This window comes from Flavobacterium bomense (genome assembly GCF_003970355.1).
On record NZ_RYDJ01000020.1, the window covers coordinates 21,277 to 44,970 of the forward strand.

The 23,694-nt window shown below is 33.9% G+C and carries 19 protein-coding genes and 1 pseudogene; 19 read left to right on the forward strand and 1 reads right to left on the reverse strand.

Features of this window, described 5'->3' with window-relative positions:
* Positions 1–8: 8 nt before the first annotated feature.
* The 13 genes from EKL98_RS14065 (at position 9) to EKL98_RS14125 (ending at position 14,989) form a co-directional block, all read left to right on the forward strand.
* Positions 9–1,550, forward strand: coding sequence for a lipopolysaccharide biosynthesis protein (locus EKL98_RS14065; RefSeq protein WP_126562934.1), 1,542 nt, complete (start codon positions 9–11; stop codon positions 1,548–1,550).
* Positions 1,547–2,086, forward strand: coding sequence for an acyltransferase (locus EKL98_RS14070; RefSeq protein WP_126562935.1), 540 nt, complete (start codon positions 1,547–1,549; stop codon positions 2,084–2,086). The genes EKL98_RS14065 and EKL98_RS14070 overlap by 4 nt, the downstream gene beginning before the upstream one ends.
* A 4-nt stretch (positions 2,087–2,090) precedes the next feature.
* Positions 2,091–3,176 carry a glycosyltransferase family 4 protein gene (locus EKL98_RS14075; RefSeq protein ID WP_126562936.1) on the forward strand — a complete coding sequence of 362 codons (1,086 nt, stop codon included), beginning with the start codon at positions 2,091–2,093 and terminating at the stop codon, positions 3,174–3,176.
* Between the two features lie 8 nt (positions 3,177–3,184).
* The gene (locus tag EKL98_RS14080; protein ID WP_126562937.1) at positions 3,185–3,739 is read left to right on the forward strand and encodes a WcaF family extracellular polysaccharide biosynthesis acetyltransferase; all 555 of its coding nucleotides are present in this window, start codon (positions 3,185–3,187) and stop codon (positions 3,737–3,739) included.
* A gap of 299 nt (positions 3,740–4,038) precedes the next feature.
* Positions 4,039–4,797 carry a glycosyltransferase family 2 protein gene (locus tag EKL98_RS14085; RefSeq protein WP_126562938.1) on the forward strand — a complete coding sequence of 253 codons (759 nt, stop codon included), beginning with the start codon at positions 4,039–4,041 and terminating at the stop codon, positions 4,795–4,797.
* Complete coding sequence (locus EKL98_RS14090) at positions 4,787–6,178, forward strand: UDP-glucose 6-dehydrogenase (RefSeq protein ID WP_126562939.1); 1,392 nt, start codon at positions 4,787–4,789, stop codon at positions 6,176–6,178. The genes EKL98_RS14085 and EKL98_RS14090 overlap by 11 nt, the downstream gene beginning before the upstream one ends.
* A gap of 136 nt (positions 6,179–6,314) precedes the next feature.
* Complete coding sequence (locus EKL98_RS14095; protein ID WP_126562940.1) at positions 6,315–6,740, forward strand: VanZ family protein; 426 nt, start codon at positions 6,315–6,317, stop codon at positions 6,738–6,740.
* Positions 6,730–8,130, forward strand: coding sequence for an exopolysaccharide biosynthesis polyprenyl glycosylphosphotransferase (locus tag EKL98_RS14100; protein ID WP_126562941.1), 1,401 nt, complete (start codon positions 6,730–6,732; stop codon positions 8,128–8,130). The genes EKL98_RS14095 and EKL98_RS14100 overlap by 11 nt, the downstream gene beginning before the upstream one ends.
* Positions 8,131–8,148: 18 nt before the next feature.
* Positions 8,149–8,337: a hypothetical protein gene (locus EKL98_RS14105; RefSeq protein ID WP_126562942.1), complete on the forward strand. Its 189-nt coding sequence runs from the start codon at positions 8,149–8,151 to the stop codon at positions 8,335–8,337.
* Between the two features lie 344 nt (positions 8,338–8,681).
* Positions 8,682–9,449 carry a polysaccharide biosynthesis/export family protein gene (locus EKL98_RS14110; RefSeq protein ID WP_126562943.1) on the forward strand — a complete coding sequence of 256 codons (768 nt, stop codon included), beginning with the start codon at positions 8,682–8,684 and terminating at the stop codon, positions 9,447–9,449.
* A 7-nt stretch (positions 9,450–9,456) separates the two neighbouring features.
* The gene (locus tag EKL98_RS14115; RefSeq protein ID WP_126562944.1) at positions 9,457–11,838 is read left to right on the forward strand and encodes a polysaccharide biosynthesis tyrosine autokinase; all 2,382 of its coding nucleotides are present in this window, start codon (positions 9,457–9,459) and stop codon (positions 11,836–11,838) included.
* Between the two features lie 23 nt (positions 11,839–11,861).
* Positions 11,862–13,604: a phospho-sugar mutase gene (locus tag EKL98_RS14120; protein WP_126562945.1), complete on the forward strand. Its 1,743-nt coding sequence runs from the start codon at positions 11,862–11,864 to the stop codon at positions 13,602–13,604.
* A 95-nt stretch (positions 13,605–13,699) separates the two neighbouring features.
* On the forward strand, positions 13,700–14,989 hold the full coding sequence (locus EKL98_RS14125; protein ID WP_126562946.1) for a lipid-binding protein: 1,290 nt from the start codon (positions 13,700–13,702) through the stop codon (positions 14,987–14,989).
* A 666-nt stretch (positions 14,990–15,655) separates the two neighbouring features.
* Here EKL98_RS14125 and EKL98_RS14130 read toward each other — a convergent pair.
* Entirely contained in the window at positions 15,656–16,393 is a 738-nt protein-coding gene (locus EKL98_RS14130) for a tyrosine-protein phosphatase (protein ID WP_126562947.1), read from the reverse strand.
* 220 nt (positions 16,394–16,613) lie between these two features.
* Between EKL98_RS14130 and EKL98_RS14135 the strand changes: the two genes are divergently transcribed.
* From EKL98_RS14135 to EKL98_RS14160, 6 genes and pseudogenes are all read left to right on the forward strand, one after another.
* Positions 16,614–16,955 (forward strand): superoxide dismutase, encoded by a 342-nt coding sequence (locus tag EKL98_RS14135; protein ID WP_126562948.1) that lies wholly within the window; start codon positions 16,614–16,616, stop codon positions 16,953–16,955.
* Between the two features lie 686 nt (positions 16,956–17,641).
* Complete coding sequence (locus EKL98_RS14140) at positions 17,642–18,730, forward strand: Fic family protein (RefSeq protein WP_126562949.1); 1,089 nt, start codon at positions 17,642–17,644, stop codon at positions 18,728–18,730.
* Between the two features lie 22 nt (positions 18,731–18,752).
* Positions 18,753–19,352: a transposase gene (locus EKL98_RS14145; RefSeq protein WP_126562950.1), complete on the forward strand. Its 600-nt coding sequence runs from the start codon at positions 18,753–18,755 to the stop codon at positions 19,350–19,352.
* Positions 19,353–19,510: 158 nt separating this feature from the next.
* Positions 19,511–19,579: pseudogene (locus EKL98_RS18140) on the forward strand (histone H1); the annotation flags it as partial.
* A gap of 548 nt (positions 19,580–20,127) precedes the next feature.
* On the forward strand, positions 20,128–22,515 hold the full coding sequence (locus EKL98_RS14155; RefSeq protein WP_126562951.1) for a TonB-dependent receptor: 2,388 nt from the start codon (positions 20,128–20,130) through the stop codon (positions 22,513–22,515).
* Between the two features lie 10 nt (positions 22,516–22,525).
* Positions 22,526–23,599 carry a PepSY-associated TM helix domain-containing protein gene (locus EKL98_RS14160; protein ID WP_126463452.1) on the forward strand — a complete coding sequence of 358 codons (1,074 nt, stop codon included), beginning with the start codon at positions 22,526–22,528 and terminating at the stop codon, positions 23,597–23,599.
* The last annotated feature ends 95 nt before the right edge of the window (positions 23,600–23,694 follow it).

Genomic DNA, 23,694 nt, shown 5'->3' on the forward strand with positions numbered 1-23,694 from the left:
TACAATTAATGACCACAAATAGAACTCGGAGTTCCATAAAAAATTCTGCTACAGCCTTATTGGGGCAAGCTGTAACAATTATATTAAATTTTGTAGTACGAACCATTTTTATAAAAACGCTGGGTGTAGCTTACCTTGGTATCAATGGATTATTTACCAATATACTTTCGGTACTTTCTTTTGCAGAAATAGGATTTGGTACCGCCATTATTTATGCAATGTATGCACCTTTGGCGGGTAAAGATGAAATAAGGGTTTCCAAACTAATGAATTATTATGCCAAAGTTTACGAAACAATTGGCACTTTTATTTTTATTTCAGGATTAGTATTAATCCCGTTTTTACATTTTTTTATTAATGATTTATCCGAATTACCAAAAGAATTACCTCCATTATGGGTTGTATATCTGCTGTATTTATTTAATACTTCAATAAGTTATTTTTTTAATTACAAGAGATCTTTAATAATAGCGAGTCAAAATGGTCATATCGACTCTTTGAATCAACTTTATTTTAATGTGATTAAGGGAGTTTTGCAAATCATTGCCTTATTTGTTTTTCATAATTTCTTGATTTTTTTAATTATACAAATTTTATGTACTTTTTTTGGTAATTATTTGATTTCTAAAAAAGCTGATAAGTTATTTCCATATCTAGCATTACATAAAGAAGAAAAGATTGATAAAATAGATAAAGATGCTTTAAGAAGAAACGTCTTTGCAATGTCATTCAGTAAATTAGGATCAGTTATAATTACAGGTGTTGATGATTTACTGATTGCAAAGTTTGTTGGAATCATTGCTATGGGAATTTATTCTAATTATTTATTGTTGACCAATACCATTCGAATTGTTTTTATGCAAATGCTTTTGCCTATTACAGCAAGTGTTGGTAATTATATAGCAGAAAAATCAGATGATGAATGCCATAATTTCTTTAAAAAATTATTTTTTATAAATGCCTATTTTGCTATTTGCTGTTTTATTACTTTAAGTACGTTAGTAAATCCTTTTATCTATTTAATTTGGGGAAAAGATTATGTTTTTTCGGCACTAATCACATTCTTTATCACGTTCAATTTTTATTTAGATAGAATGCGTGCTACATCTCAAATATTTATCGATGCAAAAGGTCTTTTTTGGCCCATTAAATGGAAGTCTTTATTTGAAGCAGTTGTAAATTTATCTTTTTCATTTTATTTTCTTTTAGTTTTAAAATGGGGAATTGAATCCGTAATTATTGCTACAATTATAAGCAATTTGACAACAAATATTTGGTGGGAGCCTTACGTAGTGTTTAAATATGGTTTTAAAAAAAAGGTATCAAGTTATTATGTATCGGTAATTAAATATACCGCTATTTTGGCTATATCTTATGTTATAACGGTTTATATGCAATCTTTCTTTTCTACTCATTTTGAAGGTTTTGTTGTTAAAGCTATAATTTCTTTGATAATCCCCAATATTGTAATTTTTCTTTTCTATAACAGTACAATTGAATTCAAATATTCTATAAGTCTTATAAAAAATATAATAAACAAGAAATTATGATAAATAGACTTTTCAAGAAATTAATTTTCCATTTTCTGAAATTATTATTGAGACCTCTAGACGGTCGGTTTCCGAGAATATACATGAAAATGTATAACTCCCTTTTAAAAATGATGGGGGTAAAAATGGATGGAAATCCAAGATATATTTCAACCCAAGTCAGGTTTGACGATTTTGACAAAATACATTTATCCGAGAGGGTCGTGATTTCTGAAAAAGTAATTCTATTGACGCATGATTATTCTTTAACGACTGGACTTATTGCATTGGGAAATTCACCCAAAACAGATATTGCATTTATTAAAAAAATTAGTATTGGCAAGAATGTGTTTATTGGCATGGGTGCTATAATAATGCCCGGCACTGTCATACATGATAATGTTTTAATTGGAGCGGGAAGTGTTATAAGAGGTATAATTAAGTCAGATTCTATTGTAATTGGTAACCCTGGGCAAATAATTGGAAAATTAACAGACAAGGCCAAAAAATGGGATCTACAAATGGAGGGCTCATTTATAAAAAAAGATAGAAATTAAAAAAATGAAGATACTAATTATTGGACCTTTTCCTGAACCGATTAATGGTTGTTCTCTTGCCAATGCTATTCTTTTAAAGCAGTTAAGATTGAATAACACAGTTTCAGTTGATGTAATAAATACGAATTCAAAAAACATATCTTCGAAAAATGTAGGACATTTTACAGTTAGTAAAGTATTTTCTTTTTTAAAAGTCTATAAAAAAATATTTAATATTAATAAATCAGATGTTGTATATACAACTCCAGGGCAAACTTTTTATGGTATAGTAAAATATATACCTTTTTATTTTTATTGTTTACTAATTGGGAGACCCTATATTATACACATCCACGGGAATCATTTAGGTAATGAGTATAAAGCACTACGTGGATTTAAAAAATGTTTTTTTTCATTTTATATAAAAAAAGCCTCGGCTGGTATTGTACTTTCCAATTCTTTGAAAGTCAATTTTAATGGTTTGTTGAATCCGAAAAAAATTTTTATTGTTGAAAATTTTGCTCAGGATGATTTAATTCAAAAGGAAAAAATATCTAAACCTAAAGACATGCTTAGGTTACTTTATCTAAGTAATCTAATGAAAGAAAAAGGGGTTATTGATTTTTTGGATAGTTTAATTCTGCTTAAAAAAGAGGGAATTATTTTTGTAGCTGATATAGCGGGTAAAATTGAAGACGAATCCAAATTTATGATAAACAATAAATTTAATAAGCTTCACGGGTTTATTAAATACCATGGTGTTGTATCTGGGCAGTGTAAAATTGACCTTTTAGAAAAATCTAATGTCTTTATTTTACCTACTTATTATCGTATGGAAGGACAGCCAATTTCTTTAATAGAAGCTATGGCTACAGGAAATATAATTGTTACTACCAATTTTTCTGGAATTCCTGATATTATTAATAAAGATAATGGTTATTATGTTCAAGCCAAAAACCCAGAAAGTATATTAGAAGTACTGATGAAAATTGATCAAAATCTAGATGCAAATATCAATAAATATAGTCATAGAAATATTGAATATGTGAAATGCAATTTTACAGAAGCTCAATTTGCAAATAAAATTCTAAATGTTATCAAACAAGTTTAGTAAAGAATATGATGACAAAAGTTCGTTTAGATTTATTTAATTCGAAAATAGGACTCGATAGAGAGGCTTCTAAAGCAAAAGAAATCTTGTGGTATTTGGTAAAGATTTTATTTTTTCTTTCGCCTATTCCTTATCCTTCCATGGTTAAAGTGTTTTTATTAAAGTCTTTTGGTGCTCAAATAGGGAAAGGATTGGTAATCAAACCACGTGTAAATATTCATTTCCCTTGGAAATTAGTAGTTGGTGATGATGTTTGGATAGGGGAAGAGGCATCCCTTCTGAATTTTGAATTATTAACAATTGGCAACAATGTCTGCATAAGTCAAAGAGTTTTTTTATGCGGAGGAAATCATGATTATAAAATAGCTTCAATGCCTTATCGAAATGGCATGATTACACTTCAAGACGGTTGTTGGATTGGGGCAGTTTCATTTATAGGTCCTGATGTAACAATTGGAACAGATACTGTTATTTCTGCAAATTCATTAGTAACCAAATCATTATCTGAAAACGGTGTTTACAGTGGCAATCCTATTAAATTTATAAAAAATCGTTGGGAATAAAAAAAAACGTATTAATCTTCTCAATTTTTTTAAAATTAAAGTCATCATTAAGAATATAAATTATATAAAAGGGAGCCTAAAAATCGATTTTTAGTACTCTTGATTACTATTATAATTTAAGTGATTTATATATACTTAAATTAAAAAAAACTACTATTTGCTTAATAGAAAAATAGCACAAATTTTTATGTATTAATTATCCAATTTTTTACTTCCTCCTATTTTTATTGAGGAAATTAAACTTGGATAGACTTTAAGCTCCAAAGCCAATTTTCTTTCAAATTCTAAATTTATCTATTATGCGTATTAGTATTATTACAGTATGTTATAACCGTGTGTTCACTATCGAAAAAGCGATTCAAAGTGTATTGACACAAAATTATCACAATATCGAGTACATCATAGTCGATGGCAACTCTACCGACGGTACCAAAGCTATTATTGAGACCTATCAAGATCGCATCAGCCAGTATATTTCAGAGCCTGATCAGGGCATGTATGATGCTATTAATAAAGGGCTTCAATTGGCAACTGGTGATGTTATTGGTTTGATGCATTCGGATGATGAATTTTATGATGCACATGCGATTAGTAAAATAGTAGCTTCTTTCGAGCAAGATTCCAAAACAGAAGGGGTTTATGGTGATGGCATTTATGTTTCTAATGATAGCGAAGAGCGCTTGATTCGGAATCGTATAGGAGGTGCTTTTAGTCTTGAAAAAGTAAAATCAGGTTGGTTGCCTTTGCATCCCACTGTTTATCTAAGCAAATCAGTAATAAATAAACACGGATTATACAACCTTGATTTTAAGATTGCTTCTGATACAGAGTTTTTGCTACGCTATTTATACAAGTACAAAATCAAGATGAGTTATATTGATAGTTATATCGTTAAAATGAGAATGGGAGGGATGAGTACCAATGCGAAACGCGCTTTAGAAGTTTTACAGGAAGACTATAAGATCTACAAGTACCATGGCTTAGCAGCTTTTCGAGTAGTATTTCAGAAAAAAACAATTGCCTTAAAACAGTATTTAAAAATAAAAAATGAAAATTAGCAAAATATGTTGCATTGGGGCGGGTTATGTAGGAGGGCCTACTATGGCTATCATTGCTCAAAAATGCCCTCACATTCAGGTGACGGTTGTCGATTTGAATGCTGAACGCATTGGAGCCTGGAATGATACCGATACTGCTAATATACCCATCTATGAGCCTGGATTAGCTGAAGTTGTGGCCGAAGCCCGAGGACGTAATTTATTTTTCTCTACTGATGTGGCGAAAGCCATTGATGAAGCCCAGATGATTTTTATCTCAGTTAATACGCCTACTAAAACGTACGGATCTGGTAAAGGGATGGCAGCCGATTTGAAATACATTGAATTGTGTGCCCGTCAAATTGCAGCTATTGCAAAAGACAATAAGATCGTAGTAGAAAAATCTACCTTGCCCGTACGTACCGCAGAAGCCATCAAAAGCATTTTAGACCAAACTGGAAATGGAGTGCAATTCCAGATCCTCTCCAATCCCGAGTTTCTAGCAGAGGGAACGGCCATTCAAGATTTATTGGCACCAGACCGTGTATTAATTGGTGGAGACCAATCTGAAGGTGGAGAAGTTGCAGTTCAGGCTCTAGTGGATATTTATGCTAATTGGGTGCCTATAGACCGGATTCTACGCACTAATTTATGGTCTTCGGAACTGTCTAAATTGACTGCCAATGCCTTTCTTGCCCAACGGATTTCATCTATAAATGCCTTGTCCGAACTTTGTGAAGTTACGGGTGCGGACATTAATGAAGTGGCTAAGGCGATAGGAATGGATAGCCGAATAGGGCCGAAATTTCTGAAAGCTTCTGTGGGTTTTGGAGGGTCTTGTTTTCAAAAAGATATTTTGAATTTGGTTTATATAGCTCAGTCTTATGGACTGACCGCTGTAGCCGATTATTGGGAGCAGGTGATCATTCTAAATGACCATCAAAAAAGAAGGTTCGCTAAGAAAATTGTCAAAACTTTATACAATACGGTATCCGATAAAAAAATAGCCTTCTTGGGATGGGCCTTCAAAAAAGATACGAACGATACCCGAGAGTCGGCCGCGATTTATGTAGCGGACGATTTGCTCAACGAATATGCGCAGCTTGCGATCTATGATCCGAAGGTGAGTCGCAAGAAAATGCTAGCTGATTTAGATTATTTAGAAACTAGAACTCCAGAAGAAAATGCGAGACAGGCTAAAACATTTGAGGATCCTTATGTGGCCTGCAAGGATGCACATGCTATAGCAATACTAACGGAATGGGAAGAATTTAGATCCTATGACTGGCAGCGTATTTATGACGATATGCAAAAACCAGCTTTTGTATTTGATGGTAGGAATCTTTTGGGTAAATCCCTACTGGAGCGTATTGGGTTTGTGTATCACGCTATTGGTTCTTAGAATGAGTGTTGGGCTTTAGGTGCTAGGTGTTGGGTTTTGGTGAGCAGGTAATACTTCAACGAATCGCTAAAGCTGAGAACACAGATTATTTTTAGGTATATTTTTTTGAATAGCCCTATTTTACTTTTGAAAACAAATGAAAACAATTTTACTTTTATTAGTAGTGGCTTGCATTAGTGCAGTCTTTTATTTTTCCTGGTTGCCGAGTCCTAATTTAGACCAGGAAACTTATTTGCCTAACTGGCTTCTTAACTGGAGTAACATTTATTACAATCTGCGCACAGCAGTTCCTTTTTTCGCTATTGGTTTTTTATTGGAAGAGGCTAAACTTGATAAAATTATAAGAAGAAGCTACGCCAGTAGTTTTCGGGTTTTTATGCAAAACACGGCTATTTCAGCTGCGGTTGTTTGTGTAGCTGAAGGGGGACAATTCGTACTTCAGAATCGAAATCCTGATTTAATGGATGTTTTTTTTGGAACCGCAGGCAGTATAATGGGAAGTATGGTATACTATCTGCTTCACTATTTCATAAATATTAAAAGAATAATCGATGCGAAATAGATATAAGTTCACTTTTATCACCTGCTGTTTTCTAGCCGACTTATTAGCTTTGGTTTTTGGTACCCTTATTTTTTTAAGGATTAGTACCGATATGGCTGTTGAATGGAATTTTTTGCTTTTGAGTAAAATGATTCCAATTACAATACTAAGCTGGTTGTTTTCAACTAGCTATTTTCGCTTGTATCGCGTGGATACGCTATTTAGTTTAGATGCTTTTTACCGGAACAGCTGGCGTGCTTTATTGACGCAAAGAATCCTTTGGCAAATCTCCATTATTATTTTTCAAGGGAGTTTACAAGATTCTTATGGGAGTCGTGCCCATTTGTTTCAATTGAGTTTTTTGCTGGTCTATATTTTGTTGTCGCGTATTATGCTCACTTTCATACTAGCACAAATTAAAAAATGGGGTTCTAAACCTTATACGGTTGCGATTTGGGGTTTTAATAAAACTAGTATTGAATTAGCCTCGAAATTGGAAACCAATTCTTGTTTTATTGATTTTAAGGGAATTATGAACGAGAATTCATCGGAAGACTTTATGTCTAAAGAAGCCTTTAACTTTGCTTTGACTAGTGCGATACAGAGCGCATCAGCCAATCAGATCAGTGAATTGTATATTGTAGTGCAACCCAATTTTATTAGTGATTTAAACTATTATTTTGAGTTGGGAGACAAGCAAAATCTGCGTTTGAAATTTGTACCTGATTTTTCAACCATTACAAAAGATCATTTTAGTGCGGGCAACTTGGATCATTTCCATGTGATTAAACCCCGAAATGAGCCTTTACAAAATGCCTATAATCGATTGGTTAAAAGAATATTTGATCTTGTTTTTAGTGTATTAGTCATCGTTTTTGTTTTGTCGTGGTTGTATCCTATTTTGGCTTTCCTGATTAAAAGACAAAGTCCTGGGCCTGTTCTTTTTAAACAATTACGGACCGGGGAAAAGAATGAAGCTTTTTGGTGTTATAAGTTTCGAAGCATGCAAACCACAGGTTTCGATGCGAGTCAACAAGCCCGAAAAGGAGATGCACGTGTAACTCCGATTGGTAAATTTATAAGGCGAACCAGTTTAGACGAAATGCCTCAATTTTTTAATGTCTTGTTAGGCAATATGAGTGTGGTAGGTCCTCGCCCTCATATGCTTCAGCATACGATGGACTATAATGAACAGATTAATAATTTTATGGTACGCCATTTTATTAAACCCGGAATAACTGGTCTTGCCCAGATTAGTGGTCTTAGAGGAGAAACAAAGAAAGTTTCGGATATGAAACGCCGCGTGAATGCTGATATTGATTATTTGCAGCATTGGAGTCTGGTCAAAGATTTGAAAATATGTTTTTTGACTGTTATTGTTAGCCTGAAAGGGGACGAGAAAGCTTTTTAAATTTAAAAAATAGAACCTATGGATATCACTTATTATTTAGCCGGTTTGCTCTCAGGAGTTTCGGTAGCCACTTTTTTTATTGGGAAAGAATTATATCGTTATTATATTAAAAATAAAGTTCAAGAAAAAAAGTTGCGCCGAATGTTGAAGTTGAACGATAAAATTAAGAAATCGTATAGTATAGAAACTAATGGAATGATGAAATAAAGAAGTTTGCACCCCGATTGAACAGCTTAAGTGGATAGTCGCAGATTTATATAGAAATCGAATCGCTTCGCTGATTCGCAATCTCTCACAAGTCAAATTATTTATTTTATAAAGTTTCAATTATTTATCACAAAGTATACGAATTCACACGAATTGATTTCTTCAGAAATAAAGAAGCTATTCGAATATTCATTAATTATTTAGTATTGGACACGCTATGGCTTTCTGTCTGCTTCAAAAAGCTATAGGTAATAATAGTCCATAGTAGTTTCGTTTTTACAAATGGTTTTCATTCCTATAGTAAATCCCATTTTATTTTTACATCACACCCAAATTATTTTCTTATGATTAAATCAATTTCCACAGCGATTTTGTTTGCTGTGCTTTTCCAATCCTGTGCTAGTAAAAAAGATATTTTATATTTTCAGGATGCGACTAATTACCCAAGTATTCCTGTGGAATATGATGGCGCTATTATTCAAACAAATGATATTTTGAGCATTACCGTAAGTGCTCTAGTTCCAGATACGGCAATCCCTTATAATGTGCAAACAGCGGGTAACGGTCAAGCCATAGCTAATATCGAAATCCTAAAATTGCAAGGCTATTTAGTTTCTCCTCAGGGTGCTATTGTGTTTCCTGTTTTAGGAACTATTCCGGTAGTTAAGCAAAGTATTTTACAATTAGAAGAGCACATCCGTAGACTTCTTGCTGAGGGAGGGCATTTAGTGAATCCGACTGTCAGTATTCGAATATTAAATGCTAAAGTAACGGTTTTAGGAGAAGTTAAGGAGCCAGGAACCTATACTTATGCGGAGCAATACCTCACATTACCCCAAGCTCTTGGATATGCAGGAGATTTGACGATCAATGGGAAACGAACAGATATTTTATTGATACGGGAGATTGATGGTGTTCGTACTATAAATAAGATCGATTTGACCACGGCCAAGTGGATGACAGACCCCAAGTATATTATTAGACAAAATGATGTTTTGGTTGTTAATCCTAATAATCCTAAAGTCAAAAGTGCAGGCTATGTTGGTAACGCAGGGACCTTGTTAACGATAGCTTCCTTGTTATTGAGTTCCATAATTTTATTAACCCGATAACTAGTTTATGAAAAGTGATAATAACGATTATTTCGACTTCATGGAAGAGGAAAATCCAGTAGAAATCAAACAAATTATTGGTAAATACCTGTCTTATTGGCCTTGGTTTTTAGGAACGGTATTTATGTGTCTTTTTTTTGCTTATGGATATTTGCGTTATGCCGATGTGATTTATAATACGGAAGCAAAGGTAAAACTGCTTACAGACAAAGAAAACTCTAGTTTTTCGTTAGATGTCACTAAGTTGTTTACTAAGTCGAGTATCAATTTAGAAAATGAAATCGCCTTATTTAAATCGGTTCGTCTTTCGGAGCAAGTGGTACAAAATTTAGATCTTAATGTTGAATATATTTATAATTCTACGGTAACGTCTAAAAGGATGTATCGCCCCGCTTTTAAAGTAAGTTCCTCTATGAGAGCAGACCAAATTAAGGAAGTGTTTCAGTTTAGTCTTAGTATAACCAAAACAGGCTATACTTTATTAGATGAGAAAAGCGGGAAAACTACGCAAACTAAGGGATATTGGTTAAAAAATCCAGTTTCAGGTTTTCCTATCCGAATAGAACCGGGTTTAGTTCAAAATTTAGCAGCAACTATAGGGACTAATTATACAATTATTATTCGGCCAATAAGCCAATCGGCCTTGCAGTTGAGTTCGGATTTTACGGTAAGTCCGGAAGGAAAAGACAGTGATATTGTTTCGATATCTCTTAGCGGTACGGATGGTGCCCAGTCTGAAAAGATTGTAGATAATTTAATTCATGTTTTTGAATTGGATGGGATTACGGATAAACAGTTGGTCTCACACCGAACCATTGATTTTGTAGATAATCGTTTTATTTATTTGCAAAAGGATTTGGATTCAATAGAAATATCGAAAAAAGAGTATAAAAGTAATAATGATCTGAGTTTTATTCAGGAAGATGCAGGTGCGAGTATACTTAAGAAATCGACTAAAGATGAAGCACTTTTTCAAATCGAATCACAGTTGTTATTAGCCGAAATGCTCGAAGATAATTTAAATAAACAGACTGTTTTTGAGTTGTTACCAGCTGATATTGGGCTCCAAAGTAGTAGCATTAATCAATTGGTCAGTAGCTATAATGCTTCGGTATTGGAGTATCAAAAATCGCATATTAGTGCTGGGGATAATAATCCAGCCATTAAGGTTTTAGTAAGTGCTCTTGCCAGTCAAAAAAAGAATGTAATACTCTCCGTAAAGGGATACAAACAGCAATTGGAAAGCAGTCGAGCTCAAAGTCGACTGGCTCAAAAAACAGCTGAAGGTTCCTTTTCGTCTTTACCCGAAAAAGAAAAGGTTTTGCGCAGTATTGAACGCCAACAAAATCTCAAGGAAAGTTTGTATTTGTTGTTGCTTCAAAAACGAGAGGAAGCTTCGATTAATCTGGCAGTAACCGTTGCTAATACTAAAATTATTGATTACGCCATAACCAATAGTTTACCGGTATCTCCACAAGGTAAAAAAATTTATTTAGGGGCGTTATTGCTGGGATTATTAGTTCCATTTGGAATTTTATTTTTAATTTTTAAATTGGATAATAAGATTCACTCTGCACATGATGTGGAGGTTAGCAGTAAAAACATACCAATTTTGGCTGAATTACCTTCTGTAGCTGAAAATAGTAATTCCGCTATGCAAAATCTGGAAGCTTTTAGAACCCTAGCCCAAAACACTTCCTTCATTATTCCTTTTACAGAAAGTAGCTTAGGTAAGGTCTTATTTGTTACTTCCTCGATTAAAGGAGAGGGGAAAACCTTTGTAAGCTATCATTTAGCTCATGCCTATTCTCATTTGGATAAAAAAGTTTTGGTTGTTGGGACTGATTTTAGAAACCCACAGTTGCATAAATATCTGAAACAGACTAAAAAAGAGAATAAGGGATTGTCCAATTACTTGCATGAGCCTGCTTTGCAATGGCAAGATTTAGTTTGTACAACTAAGGAGGTCGAATATCCTTTTTCAGTTTTATTGGCGGGTGCTATACCACCCAATCCTGCACTACTATTGTCTAATTCTCGTTTTAAAAATTTTATTGAGGAAGTTAAAAAGGAATATGATATTATCATTTTTGATACCCCACCCACCTTGTTGGTTTCGGATACGCTTATTATTTCAAAATATGCCGATACTACTTTATATGTGATGCGTTCCGGACTAACAGAAAAAAATCTGATTGCTTATTCTAATAAACTGGCTTCCGATAAAAAAATAATGAATATGGGTTATGTCATTAATGACGTTAATTTTAACAGTACATACGGATATGGATATGGTTATAATTATGGATACGGCTATGGCTATGGAAGGGATTCTGAATCGAAACCCTGGTATAGGAAATCAATTATAGTAAAATTATTTTCAAAGTAATCTTAATTCATATTCATATAAAAATGACTCTATCTCCCCGGATTTTAGATGCAGTAAACGAATGGTTCACCCCTACTTTTGACGCCGCAACACAAGAAGCTGTGCTACTGCTAATGACTTCTTCTCCAGAGGAAATGGAAGAGTGTTTTTATAAAAACATGGAGTTTGGTACAGGAGGCATGCGAGGGCTTATGGGTATGGGGAACAATCGTATTAATAAGTACACTCTTGGGAAAAGTACGCAAGGACTTTCCAACTATTTGCATACTTGTTTTCCAAATCAGTCCTTAAAAGTCGTTATTGCTTATGATTGTCGTCATAATAGTGCAAGTTTGGCTAAGGTGGTTGCCGATGTTTTCTCTGCCAATGGCATTCAAGTATATTTATTCTCGGATTTGCGTCCTACGCCTGAATTGTCTTTTGCGCTTCGGTATTTGGAATGTCATTGTGGTATTGTACTCACTGCTTCTCATAACCCCCCGGAATATAATGGGTATAAAGTGTACTGGCAGGACGGAGGTCAAATTGTTCCTCCAGAAGATGCGGAAATAATTAATATGATTGAAAAATTGGATTATGATCAGATTAAGTTTAAAGTCAATGAAAGCTTAATACACTATATTGACACCGAAATAGATGAGGCTTTTATTCAATCATCGATCCTGAATGCCAGCTTTAAGACGCCAAAGAAGGCCAAAGAAAATTTAAAAATTGTATTTACTTCCCTGCATGGCACTGCTATAACAGTAGTCCCTCAGACTTTATCGCAAGCGGGCTATAACAATGTGTATCTTGTTGAAGAACAAGCGGAACCCAATGGAAATTTTCCTACGGTACAATCCCCCAATCCTGAAGAGCCCGATGCTTTAGCAATGGCTTTGGCCTTAGCGAATATCGTGGATGCCGATATTGTTATAGGAACTGATCCTGATGGGGATAGATTGGGAGTGGCTGTTCGAAATACTGAAGGGCAAATGATTTTGTTGAATGGGAATCAAAGTATGATTTTGATGACTGCCTTTTTGTTAGAACAATGGAAGAAAGAGGACAAAATTAATGGCAAGCAATTCGTTGGTTCTACCATAGTTTCCACTCCCATGATTGCAGTATTAGCTGAAGCTTATGGTGTGGAATGCAAGTTAGGTTTGACCGGATTTAAATGGATCGCTAAAATGATCAAAGATTTTCCTGATTTAGAATTCATAGGAGGAGGGGAAGAAAGTTTTGGATATATGGTGGGAGATGCTGTTCGCGATAAAGATGCTGTTGCTGCGACTTTATTGATTTGTGAAGTGGCGGCTCAGGCTAAAGCCCGAGGCAGTTCGGTTTACGAGGAATTATTGCAGTTGTATGTTCAGTACGGTTTTTATCAGGAGCATTTAATTTCGATTACCAAAAAAGGGATTGAAGGATTAGCTACCATCAAACAGATGATGGTTTCCTTCCGAGAAAATCCTTGGCAGGAGCTGAATGGTCAAAAAGTGATTCGCATTGAGGATTATAAATCTTCATTTGCTCAAAACCTTTTGACGGGGGAAACAGAAATTTTGCCCTTTCCTAAGGCCGATGTGTTGATTTTTTTTACAGAAGACGGCTCTAAAATTTGTGCCCGACCTAGCGGAACGGAGCCTAAAATTAAATTTTATATTAGTGTGCATTCTCACTTAGATTGCGTTGAAAACTATACCAATATAGCCGGTTCTTTAAAAGAAAAAATTAATTCTATTCGGATTCAAATTGAACTGGAACTTGATACATTCTCTTAAAAAGACCGCTGTAACTTGATTCCATTAGGTGCTCTACTAATTTGGGCCTATTTATTCAATACCCCTAAACAATTTTTAAACTTAAATACTACATTATGAAGTCATTTTTTTTATCAGGAATTTTTCTCCTTTTTCCCATAATCCCCATTTTTGCTCAACAAAAAGTTAGTAATACGATTCTAAAAGAGGGTTTTTTTCCTAAAAAATCGGAAGCTATTTCTCCATATTTTCTAACTTTGGGTTTGAATGTCCTGGATAACGGAAATAGCAAATTACCTTTTAATGCGGATGAATGGTCCATTACGAATCCATTTTTTATCAGTTTAGAGCGTCGTAGTGATGGTTCTGATTTTTCTGCAGTATTGTCTTTTTCAACCAATAAGTTAAAAATTAAATCTATAAATCGATTTTATTACAGCATAGATGCCTCAGCACGCTATTATTTTGATGATTTAATTTTTAATAATACTGACATTGAGACTTATGCTGGTTTAGGATTAGGGCGTTTTTTTTTAGAGAATAATGGTAATAATACCTTGAATTTTAGTGGTGGTGGGCGTTATTGGTTTTCGAAAAATTTTGCATTATCGCTCGAAGCCATAGGTAAAGTAGGATTAAAACCGATGAACGAAGCAGTGTTAAATCATTATGCCTATAATTTTGGGATAGTTTGGGGGACCAGTGCAAGAAAGAAAATACTTGAGGAAACTCCAATAGCTTTGGAAGAAAGCCTTATAGAAGAAAAAGAAAAAGTTGTCGCTTTAAAGGAAGATGTTATAAAAGATAAAGAGGTAGTAGTTTCTATTATGGAAAGCGTTATAAAAGATAAAGAAAAAGTTGTCGCTTTAAAGGAAAATATTTTAAAAGCAAAAGAAGAATTAGAGTCAAAATCAAATGAAAAAGAGGTACCAAAACTTCCACTTTCGGAGGTGAAAACGGCAGAAGCATTAGTCTCTAAATTGAGTAATCGTACTTTTCCAGATGAAATTCCAACACGACTTGATTATACCGGAGATTGGTACATACGAATTACTAACTCAGAAAAGACCTCTTTGATATTTGAACATGCCTTATTTTCTACTTACAGCAGTTCAGAAGAAGATGGGACGATGTGGATCAGTGATGCTAAAAAAGGGCCATGGCTGCAGTGTAAAATCTCAGTAAATTTAAAGGAGGGCACTTTTACAGCTTTAGCACAACCGAATTTTTTGGATCAAGGGACATTAACTATTACTGAGGGTAGATTTGAAAATAGAACAGGAGTATCGAAAGCAGGGAATATTGTGGATAAAATTTATTTCAAAGCAGAATTCAGTTATGATCCAGGGAATATTTTACTTTTTGAAGGGCATAAAAGCACTGGATTACAAGTAGATAAGTATTAGTACAACAAATCCAATGAAAATAATTATTTAAAAATGCTAGTACCAGCGTGTTTTTAGTTAAAAAGAATCCCAATTCTCGATATGCTTTGCTATTATAGTTAAGTGTATCGAGAATTTTGTTTTAAGTCTAATTTGGCCCAGGAAGTAAATCGTATTTTAAACGGTTTTCGAAACTGTTTTTGCCTGTTTATCTGATCAGATAATATTCTAGATAAGAATTAAAAAGGGTGTATAGTATACCTTTTATTGTGCTTATGCGGATAACACAAATAAGTTAAAGACTTGATTTATTATAATTATAGGAAATAGCATTCCGTTTTAGATTAAATCTTTTTTATATCCAACATCAAATATTATGGACTTTAATAAAATTATTTCTCTGATTAAATTACAAAAAGTGACTGAACTAAGTGTGCTAGAAATTCAGGAAATGACAGCGTTCTATTTGGTCCTCCTTAAAATACAAGAAAAACGAGTTGGATTTGATGTTGGCCTTGTGATGCGGGAGGTATATACGAAAACTGTTTTTGAAAAATTCCTATTTCAATACAAGAAGTCATAAGGTTTAGATTTGTCAGGTACTTAAAGTTGCATTGATATAGATCCTACTTTTAGTAGGGTTTCCGTTTTTGAGTTTTAAAATAATTTAAATCGTATTTTAAGCATTCAGAATGCATTAAAAACAGTATTATTTTCGAGTAAATCTCCTATTTTATTTTTATTTGGAAAGGGTATGGGTTTTGTTTTTAATTCCTCAATATGACGTTGGTTATGGATATCAGTCCCTGTAAAATCATATAGGTCATTTTCAAGTAATTGTTCCGCAATTTTTTGAATTTCCTTGCCATAATACCCAGTTAGGGACAATAGGTTGAGCTGAAAGTAGACCCCAGACTCTTTTAATTTATTGAATTTTTTAGTGTCCTTATGAAAATATCGATAACGTTCTGGGTGGGCTACTATAATTTTATAGTTTTTCATTTTTAACTCAAACAGCATTTCATAAAGGTCTATTGGATTATTAAAATAAGGAAGTTCTACTAATACGTAGGTGTCTTTAATACATAAAAGACGTTCTTTATTTATTCGCGCGATTAAAGTAGCATCTAGGAGGTATTCACTAGCATATCCTTTTAAGAAAGTACGGTTTGGATCTGTTTCAATAGCAGTATCATAAGCCTTTTTTATAGTTGAATTTGTATTATTCCAAAGCCCTTCAAAAGTATGCGGTGTTGGAATAGCTCCAGCAATATTGAGTTCTTTCATTCCAGAGATAAGAGAAATGGTTTCTTCCCTTGTTTTAGCGCCATCATCAATTCCCGCCAACAGATGGTTGTGGATGTCGATGAAGTTTTCGGGCATTAAGTCTTTTATGAAAAATTTTGATTTAAAAAAAGATAGCATAGTATAGCTTTTATAAGCGTTCTTGATTGGAGTACAATTTATTTGATTTTTTTGAATAAAACAATTTAAGTGTAACTGCAATTTATCCTTGATACGGACATTTTTTCCTTTTTAAGACTACTGCATTTCTATTAATTTTTGGTTACGGGAGCACTCGAAATTTGTTGCTGTTCAATAGTGTCTCTCGACTGTGATCGAGATGACAAGAAGTGAATGGTAAATGGTGTCTCTCGATTTACTAAAGCGAATAGAGAAAAATTTCGGAAGTTTCGATAAACTTAAAATCTTAATTGCTGCTACCTCAAAAAATGTTGATGGAAATGGTTGGGGAATTTTAGCATATCAACCATACAGCGATAGTTTGGTGATTTTACAATGCGAAAACCACGAAAAACTAACACAATGGGGTGCCATTCCTTTATTAGTTATTGATGTTTGGGAACACGCCTATTATTTAAAATACAAAAACAAACGGACCGATTTTGTGGATGCCTTATTTAATATCATCAATTGGGATAACGTGGCCATGCGATTGAACGATGCGTTGAAGTTAACAAGGTAGTATTTAAGGTTAGTTATTTAATTCAAAAAGGATGTTTGTTGTAAAAGACAAGTATCCTTTTTTATTAAAAAAAATAGCACCAATCTCAATTCTTTCGGATGACCATCGGGATTTTACAAAATAAAAAGGAAACAAAAAGCATCGATGCCCTTTTAGGAAAACCATATTCTTTGTGTTTTCTTTTTCTGACACTTCATATCAAGTAACATTTTATAAATAATGGGATATTCACTTTCTATTTCCTCTTTTTTGTTTACCTTTTGTATTTTATAAAAAAGGTTTTTAGTCTCTCTAAGGTAGCAACGCTATTCTTTATTGCCAGCTCGGCCGAATGTACTGGTTTTTCTGTTTCCAGATGGATCAATTTTAACTGATGTTCTAACTTGGACATCAAGGATTCAGCAAACAATTTCATTAGGTCTGTTTTAGATTTACAATTGAACTGATTCAGTAATTGAATCGGGAGGCAAATCTATTTGATGGTTACTAGGATTGCAAATAGTCTGGTGTTCAATTCCCGAATTGAATAGTGAAATTCCGGAATTGCATACTTTGTTTTTTGATACTAATGCGGTGAATAAGTTTTATATTTACCGCATAATTGCGGTGATAAATGAAAGTAATCACCGCATATTTTTTTATTTGCGGTAAATAAGTTTTATATTTACCGCAAAAATGCGGTAGATATGTATATTCATCAAAAAAATGATTGGCCAAAATTCGCTTGGGATGCAGATGTGATTACGCCCCTGCTAGGAACCGTCAGACACAGGCAAGGCAAAATACTTGGAGTGATGCAAGGACTTGGATTTCGATTGCAAGAGGAGACTGTGCTTAAAACATTGACCTTGGACGTACTAAAGTCGAGCGAAATTGAAGGAGAACAATTGAATCCAGAACAGGTTCGTTCTTCAATTGCAAGGCGTTTAGGTATTGAAATAGCCGGTGCTGTTCCTGCGGAACGCAATGTTGAAGGTGTTGTAGAAATGCTATTGGACGCTACGCAACGATATGAAGAACCTTTAAGTGATGATCGTTTGTTTGGATGGCATGCTGCTCTTTTCCCGACCGGGCGAAGTGGAATGTATAAAATAAAAACTGCAGCTTGGCGAGACGATGTCATGCAGGTTACTTCTGGTCCAATGGGAAAAGAAACTATACATTTTGAAGCACCAAGCGCGGATAAAGTACCTACAGAAATGAATGTTTTTTTAGATTGGTTTAATTCAAATCAAGATTTTGATCCTGTATTGAAGGCCGCTTTTGCCCATTTGTGGTTTGTTACCATACATCCATTTGAAGACGGTAACGGACGCATCACAAGAGCTATAACTGATATGCAACTGGCACGCGCCGACCAAAGTATAAAACGATTTTATTCGATGTCGGCTCAAATCCAAGCTGAACGTGATACGTATTATGCTATATTGGAAAGTACACAAAAAGGTGATTTGGATATTACTGACTGGTTGGAATGGTTTCTTGACTGTTTGTTGCGTTCTATGGCACAGACCGATGAAACTATCGCTGCAATCTTAAAGCGTACTCAATTCTGGGAAACTCACCGTACTACCAACTTTAATTCCCGTCAACAAAAAATGCTTGAACTGCTTCTTGATGATTTTTTTGGTAAGCTTACTGTTTCTAAATATGCCAAAATCACTAAAGTTTCTACTGACACTTCTCTTAGAGATATTCAAGATTTAATGGGTAAAGGTATTATTGAGCAAGAAGGAAGTGGTAGGAGTACTTCGTATAAGTTGATTACTATTTAACAGTGTATTCTATATTTTTTAATTGTTTGTTGAAGATTTTCTACCCTCTGACTGCTTTGCTAATCAAAGTTTACTGGATTCAATGCCAATAATCACTTGTTCTGGAAAGCGTAATGCAAAAGTAGCTAAAGAACTGACCGACAAAGGATATTGCTCTACTAAAAGCTTGTATTATTATGGTGTGAAATTACACGCATTGGCTTTTAGACGCTTAGATAAAATCCCTTTTCCTGAGGAAATTCAAATAACTCCTGCCTCAGTAAATGATTTAACTGTATTCAAAGAAGCTTGGTCTGAGAAAACTAACAGGAATTTTTTTGGAGATAAAATATACAATGATCTAGATTTTTTTTCTGAATTAGAGCAAAAGAAAAATTCGATTATGATGACTCCAATCAAAGGAATTAAAGGGCAATGTCAAGAAATCAAAAATAGAGATAAAGCTGCAAATGATTTGTTTTCGACAGCAGTATCAAGAGTTAGACAACCTATAGAAGCATTTTTTAGTTGGCTAATTCAAAAAACAGATATTCAAAGAGCAAGTAAAGTGAGGTCTGCCAAAGGACTGTTAATTCATATCTTCGGCAAAATTGCTTCCGCTTTTATAAACTTAATATTTTAACCCTTGATTCGTATTACTAATGAAAAAACATATCCTATTCGTCCTTTCCCTTCTACCAATCAAAACTTTAGCATGGGGCAAAAATGGCCACGCTCTAGTTGTAGAAGTAGCTTTTAATTATCTGGATAAAAACACTAAAAAAATAGTTTTAGGATACTCGTAAAGCAACTCTAGAGCTAGAGAAACTATTAAAAGAGTTTAGAAAAGTTTCTGTAGAAGAATCAAAAAATAATATTTCCCTAAAAAAACCTCGTTTAAATCGTTTTAAACGAGGTTTTTGTGTTTATCATGCCAATTAAATTTTAGGAGCCCTAGTTCAACAAATACCAGCAGCACTTTTCTATATTTTGTGGTACATATTACTATATAGAAAGCTTATCCTTTCATTAACTGTTTTAGCCGGCCTTGGTAAGACTGCCAATAATTTCTCTTAGTAGCATCGTTTAGGAAAGAAGCAGCTACCACTTTTTCTGCCTTTTCTGACTGTGATAACGCAACTCCATGATATCATTAAAGTTTTTCTCACTGATGCCTATATGCACCGCAAAGACAAAAAACTGTTGCCTTACTTTTCCTTGATCTAAATTTTCAGGTAATAGTCCATCATCCAACGCAAATTCTTTATCGTCTATATGAACACGGCTATTCAACAGATCATAAGCTGGACTTACCCTCTAATCATTTATTTCTTAAAATAAACTTAATTTTCCTTTGCTAACTTTCTTTTTAGTTTTACTTTCGTACTTTATATTTAATAAATCTAAATAAGAATAACATGAAAATTATTATTTTAATTGCTGCTGCGCTGCTATCAGTTCAGGGATTTTCGCAATCAAATCTAAAGGGTAGAGTTACAGACCAAAATAATCAAACAGTCATAGGAGCTACTGTGCATATTAAAGAATTAGGAAATAATACGATTACAGATGTTTCTGGAGATTATTTGTTGTCTAACATAAAAGAGGGAACTTATTCAGTTAGGATTGAAATGCTTGGTTACCAAACTAGAGTCAAAAGCTTTAAGTTTGATGGTACTAGTTCAGTAGTATACAATGTTACTTTATCAGATGATATAAGCCGTTTAGATGAAGTTGTAATTTCTGCCAGCAGGCACTCAGAATATTTATCAGAAATACCGGCTTCGGTTACAGTTATTGGACAAGCTACACTGCAAGAGTTTGCTAAATCTACTTCAAATATTAGTGAAATACTAGAATTTACAGTGCCAGGTTTAGCGATGTCTTCAGGTACTTTTTCTAACTGGGGACAAACATTACGTGGGCGATCTTTACTAGTTATGGTTGATGGTATTCCGCAATCTTCACCTTTAAGAAACGGACAATTAGGAATAAAATCAATTACTCCTAATGATATTAGTCGCGTGGAGGTTATAAAAGGAGCTACTTCTATTTTTGGTAACGGTGGTAACGGCGGTTTTATTAATTACATTACTAAAAAACCTAATTCTATCAAAAAATTTGAAGGCTCCACCAATGTTTGGGGTACATCTAATGTAGCAGAAACAAAAGACGCATTAGGATTTGGGGTTTATCAATCCTTTAAAGGGAATTTAGATAAATTCAGGTATTATATTAGCGGGAGTTATGAAGAAACGGGCAATAAATATGATGCTAAAGGCATTCCGCTTTTACCGACCTATGGATTTGATAATTCTAAAATATACAGTACGTTAGGAAAGATTGAGTATCAATTATCTGCAAATCAAAAAATAACGCTAGGAGGGAATTTTTATAAATCGACACAAAACTCTCCATTTATTCCTGTAGCTGCCATAGTTGACGTTTTTAATAAAGAAGGAGATTATGCCATAACAGCTGGATATGGTGAAAAAGGGACTATTGTGGGAGAAAAAGCTAATGGTTCGATCCTTGGTAATGCACAATTGACCTATAATTTAAACAATATATTTTCTGAAAATACAGACTTTCAAACTGATTTATATTACCAAAACACAGAGAACATTTTCTTTTATTCTGATAAGTTTGAAAACGGAGGCCAATCTGTAATAAATGCAGAAAAATATGGATTAAGACCAAATTTTATCACGAAGTTATCAGACAACAAGGCGGCAGATATTACACTTACTTATGGTGTAGATTTACTTAGAGATAAAACCAATCAAGGATTATTAGATGGTAGGTTATGGGTGCCTAATATCGAAATGATTAGCTGGGCGCCTTACGCACAATCCACCCTTAAATTTAATGAAAAATGGGTTGTCAAAACGGGTTTGCGTTATGATGATATTAATATGGACATTGTTGATTATAGTACTTTGCCGTATTCCGGTAAAAGTGATGGTAACTTTAGCCCGTCTGTAGAGGTACAGGGTGGTAAACTAAACTTTAATAATCTCGCCTTTAATTTTGGTGTACGTTATATTGAGCATCAAGAATTTATACCATATGTAAGTTACTCACAAGGTTTTTCAATTGCAGATTTAGGTTCTGTATTACGTTCTGCAACAGCAAGTAATATTAATGATATTCAGTTAGAAGCTGCAGTGACTAAAAACTATGAATTTGGTTTTTTATCTAAATTTAATAACCTGAAGTTTGAGGCTGTTGGGTATTACAGTACCTCAAGTTTGGGTACGGGAATTGTTTTTGTTGATGAGCTAAATACATTTCAACCTTCAAAACAACCACAACGCATTTATGGCGGAGAGGTTGCTGTAGATTATTTTACGTCAAACGATAAATGGCAATTTGGAACCTCTTATTCGTATGTTGAAGGTACAAAATATAATATAGGAGATGAAAATAACTTAAGCTATTTAGGAGGTGATGTTATCTCCGCACCAAAATTGACTGTGTATGCAAATTGGAGACCGATACCAAAAGTAAGTACTTCTATTAGAGTTACCAATTCGGGAGACAGAGAAAGATTTGATCCTTTTTTAAATGTAAACACTAACAAATATGAATATAGACATACTGAATTTCCAGTAAGTGGTTATACCTTAGTTAATCTTTCTTTGGCTTACCAATTAGAACCTAACTTGTCTGTGTCCTTAGCGGTAAATAACTTGTTAAACGAGTATTATCTTCCTGCAAGATCGCAATGGGCATCCCCATTAAAAACATTTACAGGAGCTGGCGAAGGGGCTAACGCTAAAGTAAGTTTACAATATAATTTTTAATTTCTGTTTGATGGCTTTAGGGAATATAGTGCGTAAAATTCATTTTTGGGTAGGTATTACATGTGGTTTAGTTGCTTCGATTTCTGGCCTTTCTGGTGCTATGTATGTATGGCAACCAGAATTCAGCGCGGCACTTAACCCTGAGCTATTAAAGATGAAAAACATAGATAGTTTAGAGGATGACGTTTTTTTAAAAACGGCATCCTCTTTAGCAACGACGCACTCGGATAGTATTAGCAAAATGTTTCTACCATATAGAGAGCAGCAAACAATTTCTATTGAATTTAAAAACGGGAAAACCAATTATTATAATTCAGAAAATGGGCAGTTTTTAGGAGAGAAGTCAGCTTCAATTGTGTTTTTTGAAGATTTATTAAAATTTCACCGTACCCTTTTCATTCCAAAAATAGGCAAGTATGTGACTGGCACAAGTACTATTGTTTTTCTTTTATTAATATTGCTTTCGGGAATTTACATTTGGTACAAAACCTATAGTTCTACCCTTAAAAACGGGTTTAAAATTAAATGGAAGAGTAAGAAAAAGAAATTTAATTTTGATCTTCATAAGGTATTGGGGGTTAGCTTTTTTATCCCACTTTTGACAATTTCCTTTACAGGTGCCTATTTTACGTATAATTCCTATTATAAAAAGGCGCTATCAGTGCTAGATAGTAGAACAATTCTTAAACAAGAAACACAAAATAAGAATCCCCCATCCTTTGCAACGATTTTATTAGATTCCGATAAAAGTTATGACTTGCGTGCCATTTACTATCTTAAAGATGCAAATGACAACTATCGGTTTAGATATATTGAGAGTAGATTTAAAACGCAAGGACTTAGAAAAACCAAAGAACTGACGGTTAGCACAAACCTAAAAACAATCTCTTTAACAGATTATAGGAATGATGCTACTAGCAACCGTTTGGCAGCACAATTTTACCCTGTACACACAGGTGAAATTGCAGGACTATTTGGTAGGATTCTTGTTTTTATCGCTGGACTTATTCCCCTTACATTGTATATCACTGGCTTTAGGATATATCTTTCTAAGAAACGAAGACTAAGGAAGTTTCCTGGTTGACGGCAATTTATTGTCACCGCTAAAATTCAAAACTGGGGATTAATCTTCACCCAGTTCTAAACTATATTTGAAAAAAGAGTTCAACTTTAATTAAA

What these genes read in the sequence shown, in the direction of transcription:
- EKL98_RS14075 (WP_126562936.1), top strand. Translation starts at nt 2,091, where the DNA reads ATGAAGATACTAATTATTGGACCTTTTCCTGAACCGATTAATGGTTGT.
- EKL98_RS14100 (WP_126562941.1), top strand. Translation starts at nt 6,730, where the DNA reads ATGCGAAATAGATATAAGTTCACTTTTATCACCTGCTGTTTTCTAGCC.
- EKL98_RS14135 (WP_126562948.1), top strand. Translation starts at nt 16,614, where the DNA reads ATGGTGTCTCTCGATTTACTAAAGCGAATAGAGAAAAATTTCGGAAGT.
- EKL98_RS14080 (WP_126562937.1), top strand. Translation starts at nt 3,185, where the DNA reads ATGATGACAAAAGTTCGTTTAGATTTATTTAATTCGAAAATAGGACTC.
- EKL98_RS14115 (WP_126562944.1), top strand. Translation starts at nt 9,457, where the DNA reads ATGAAAAGTGATAATAACGATTATTTCGACTTCATGGAAGAGGAAAAT.
- EKL98_RS14155 (WP_126562951.1), top strand. Translation starts at nt 20,128, where the DNA reads ATGAAAATTATTATTTTAATTGCTGCTGCGCTGCTATCAGTTCAGGGA.
- EKL98_RS14110 (WP_126562943.1), top strand. Translation starts at nt 8,682, where the DNA reads ATGATTAAATCAATTTCCACAGCGATTTTGTTTGCTGTGCTTTTCCAA.
- EKL98_RS14105 (WP_126562942.1), top strand. Translation starts at nt 8,149, where the DNA reads ATGGATATCACTTATTATTTAGCCGGTTTGCTCTCAGGAGTTTCGGTA.
- EKL98_RS14065 (WP_126562934.1), top strand. Translation starts at nt 9, where the DNA reads ATGACCACAAATAGAACTCGGAGTTCCATAAAAAATTCTGCTACAGCC.
- EKL98_RS14070 (WP_126562935.1), top strand. Translation starts at nt 1,547, where the DNA reads ATGATAAATAGACTTTTCAAGAAATTAATTTTCCATTTTCTGAAATTA.
- EKL98_RS14140 (WP_126562949.1), top strand. Translation starts at nt 17,642, where the DNA reads ATGTATATTCATCAAAAAAATGATTGGCCAAAATTCGCTTGGGATGCA.
- EKL98_RS14120 (WP_126562945.1), top strand. Translation starts at nt 11,862, where the DNA reads ATGACTCTATCTCCCCGGATTTTAGATGCAGTAAACGAATGGTTCACC.
- EKL98_RS14090 (WP_126562939.1), top strand. Translation starts at nt 4,787, where the DNA reads ATGAAAATTAGCAAAATATGTTGCATTGGGGCGGGTTATGTAGGAGGG.
- EKL98_RS14130 (WP_126562947.1), bottom strand. Translation starts at nt 16,393, where the DNA reads ATGCTATCTTTTTTTAAATCAAAATTTTTCATAAAAGACTTAATGCCC.
- EKL98_RS14085 (WP_126562938.1), top strand. Translation starts at nt 4,039, where the DNA reads ATGCGTATTAGTATTATTACAGTATGTTATAACCGTGTGTTCACTATC.
- EKL98_RS14125 (WP_126562946.1), top strand. Translation starts at nt 13,700, where the DNA reads ATGAAGTCATTTTTTTTATCAGGAATTTTTCTCCTTTTTCCCATAATC.
- EKL98_RS14160 (WP_126463452.1), top strand. Translation starts at nt 22,526, where the DNA reads ATGGCTTTAGGGAATATAGTGCGTAAAATTCATTTTTGGGTAGGTATT.
- EKL98_RS14095 (WP_126562940.1), top strand. Translation starts at nt 6,315, where the DNA reads ATGAAAACAATTTTACTTTTATTAGTAGTGGCTTGCATTAGTGCAGTC.